Annotated in this window: 4 protein-coding genes; 2 read left to right on the plus strand and 2 right to left on the minus strand. The window is 70.7% G+C overall.

Annotation, left to right across the window (positions count from 1 at the left end):
* Window positions 1–645 (plus strand): SMP-30/gluconolactonase/LRE family protein (locus tag BZL64_RS31785; RefSeq protein WP_086772593.1); only part of this gene is annotated, 645 nt, incomplete at its 5' end.
* Window positions 646–710: 65 nt separating this feature from the next.
* On the opposite strand, the gene BZL64_RS31790 is transcribed toward BZL64_RS31785, so the two are convergent.
* On the minus strand, window positions 711–1,691 hold the full coding sequence (locus BZL64_RS31790; RefSeq protein WP_086772594.1) for an NADPH:quinone reductase: 981 nt from the start codon (window positions 1,689–1,691) through the stop codon (window positions 711–713).
* Window positions 1,692–1,709: 18 nt separating this feature from the next.
* A complete protein-coding gene (locus tag BZL64_RS31795; RefSeq protein WP_086772595.1) occupies window positions 1,710–2,288 on the minus strand; it encodes a PadR family transcriptional regulator in 579 nt (192 codons plus the stop codon).
* A 124-nt stretch (window positions 2,289–2,412) separates the two neighbouring features.
* On the opposite strand from BZL64_RS31795, the gene BZL64_RS31800 reads away from it, so the two are divergent.
* Complete coding sequence (locus BZL64_RS31800) at window positions 2,413–2,805, plus strand: ester cyclase (protein ID WP_244205609.1); 393 nt, start codon at window positions 2,413–2,415, stop codon at window positions 2,803–2,805.
* The last annotated feature ends 113 nt before the right edge of the window (window positions 2,806–2,918 follow it).

Here is a 2,918-nt window from a genome sequence, read left to right on the forward strand (position 1 = left end):
GGCCTCAAGCTGGACCACGACGGCCTGCTGTACGTGGCGGGCAGCACCGGAGTGGCCCGAGTCATCGACTCCCGCACCGGCGAACTCCTCACCACCCACCAACTCACCTCCCCCACCGGCCACTTCATCAACGACGTGACCCTGCTGGGCGACCGCGCCTGGTTCACCGACTCCCGCGACGCCGTCCTGTACGGCGCCCCGCGCGGCGGCCGACCCGGCGAGATCCGTGCCCTCCCCCTCACCGGCGACTGGACCCANNGCGCCAACGGCATCGTCGACACCCCGGACGGCCGCGCCCTGATCGTCGTCAAGAGCACCCCCGGCGAGCTGCACAAGGTGAACCTCAGGACGGGCATCACCACGAAGATCACCCTGGTCGGACAGGAGACCGTCGTCAACGGCGACGGCCTCTACCGCATCGGCCGCACCCTGTACGTCGTCCAGAATCGCCTGAACCTCGTCAGCGTCTGGACCCTGGACCGCACGTCCACCACCGCCACCCTCAGCCGCACGATCACCTCCCCCCACTTCGACGTCCCCACCACGGCCGCCCGCTACGGCAACCGCCTCTACCTGGTCAACGCCCGCTTCACGAGCCCCCAGACCCCGGAGACGACGTTCACGGGGGTGGCGGTGCGCATCTGAGGCAGGGGGCGGCCGGGGCCGCACAGGGCATCGGCCCGCGGTGACGCCGGGCGAGGCGTCGGCCGTCAGGGCACGGTGACCAGGATGCGGCCGCGGCCACCGCCGGCGTCGACGTGGTCGTGGGCCTTGGCGATGTCGTCCAGCGGGTAGCGGTCGCCGACGGCGACCGTGAGGGCGCCGAGGGCGGCGGCGGAGGTGAGGTCGCGGGCGGCCTGGCGCTTGGCCTCGGCGGGGAAGTCGTCGCTGCCGAGCAGCCGCAGGGTGACGTTGTTGAACAGCAGCGGCCAGAAGGGGATCTCGGTACGGTCCGTGCGGGTGGCGTAGGCGGCGATGACGGCCTCGTCGGCGGCTACGGCGTTGTCGAGGTCGGCGTTGTCGGACAGTGCGACCTCGATGATCCGGTCGACTCCCCGCGTCGCGTACGAGCGGATGGCCGCGGCGGGGTCGCCGGTGTCCAGGGCGACGGCGTGGGAGACGACAGCCGGGTCGACGTGGTCGAGGTCCGCGGTGCGGCGGACGGTGGCGATCACGGTGGCGCCGGCCCAGTGGGCGAGCTGGGCGGCCAGGGAGCCGACGCCGCCGAGGACTCCGTGGACCAGGACCAGTCGGCCGTCGACCGGGCCGTCGGCGAAGACGGTGCGGTGGGCGGTGATGCCGGGGATGCCGAGGCTCGCGCCCAGTTCGTCACCGAGGTGACCGGGCAGGGGTACGGCCTGGTGGTCGGGTACGGCGGTGTACTGGGCGGCTGTGCCGAAGGGGCGGTAGGACTGGGCGCCGTACACCCAGACCCGTTGTCCGACGCGGCGGGCGTCGACGCCGGCGCCCACGGCGTCGACGACTCCGGCGGCATCGCTGTGCGGGATCACCCGCGGATGGGGCATGGAGGAGCCGAGCCAGCCGCGCCGCTTCTTGGTGTCGCCGGGGTTGACGCCCGAGACGGTGACGCGGATGCGGACCTCGCCCGGACCGGGGAGGGGATCGGGGAGTTCGCCGACGTGCAGGACATCGGCGGCGGGGCCCTGATCGTCGTACCAGGCAGCAAGCATGGGTACCTCCGTGGGCGGTCAGCTCGCGGGAGCGGCCGGCGGACGCCGATCGCTCTCGGTGCCGGTGGTATCGAATGCGGGCGGATTCTCGCCGAGGGCCTCGCGCAGCCAGGTCCGTTCGGCTCGGCTGGTGGCGCGGGCGGTGAGCAGCATGCCGCGCCGGTAGGGGTCGGTGATCTCCTCGGCGCGCAGGGGCCGGTCCTTGTCGTAGAAGAAGCTCGCCGGTTCTTCGAGGAACTCCAGCCGTCTGCGCAGCACCGCGTGCTGTTCGGCCACGTCGGGCAGGTGGGAGAGGAATGCCAGGACGATGTAGAACCGGGTGAAGTCGGTGACCTCGTGGTCGGCGGGCTTGCGCAGCCGCTGAAGCATGTCGGCCCGCCCGGCCGGGGTCAGGCTGAGCACGTATCGGGCCGCCCCCGCGGCCGGGTCGGCGCGCCGCTCGATGAGGCCCGCCTTGGTCAGGCGGTTGATCGCCGGATAGAGGCTGCCGTCACTGACCGGCCGCGTGTAGCCGGTCAGCTGTGAGACGCGGCGGCGCAGCTCGTGTCCGGGCAAGGGCGCCTCGGCCAGGAAACCGAGTATCGCGAGTTCCAGCATGGGCCCATTGTGGCATGGTCACATCGAATCGATGTGCACATCGATTCGATGTTACGCTCGCAGGATCCACCCACCGTCTCGGGAGAGGCACAGCAAGATGCCGCCGCAGTCCAGCGAGTCAGTGATGAACCGCTTCGTCGAGTTCATCAATACGGGCGACGAGGGTCTCGCTCGCGAGGTCATCTCTCCGGACGCGGTGTTCCACGCACCGAGTCACCCGGAACCACTGCGAGGGCCCGAGGGGTACATGGAAGTCCTCGGGATGATGCGCGGCGCCTTCCCCGACGTCCGGTGGACGCTGGAGGAGACGGTCACCGAAGGCGACACCGTGGCCGCGCGGTTCACCATGCGGGGAACCCACGACGGCGAGTTCTTCGGGATCCCGGCGAGCGGCAACAAGATCTCGGTGCAGGCCATGAACTTCTACTACCTGGCCGACGGCCGGATCATCGGCGAACGGGGCCAGCCCGACCTCCTCGGAGTGATGCGGCAGATCGGTGCCGTACCGGCGCCGTGAACCAACGCCCCACACATTTTCATCACAAGTAAGCCACGGCGCCTTCACTCCCCGCCCCGGCGCCCTACGGTCGTCCCCCTGACACCACCAGCTCAGGGGGACGACATGAGCAA

Source organism: Streptomyces bobili, from assembly GCF_002154575.1.
Taxonomy (GTDB): Bacteria; Actinomycetota; Actinomycetes; order Streptomycetales; family Streptomycetaceae; genus Streptomyces; species Streptomyces bobili.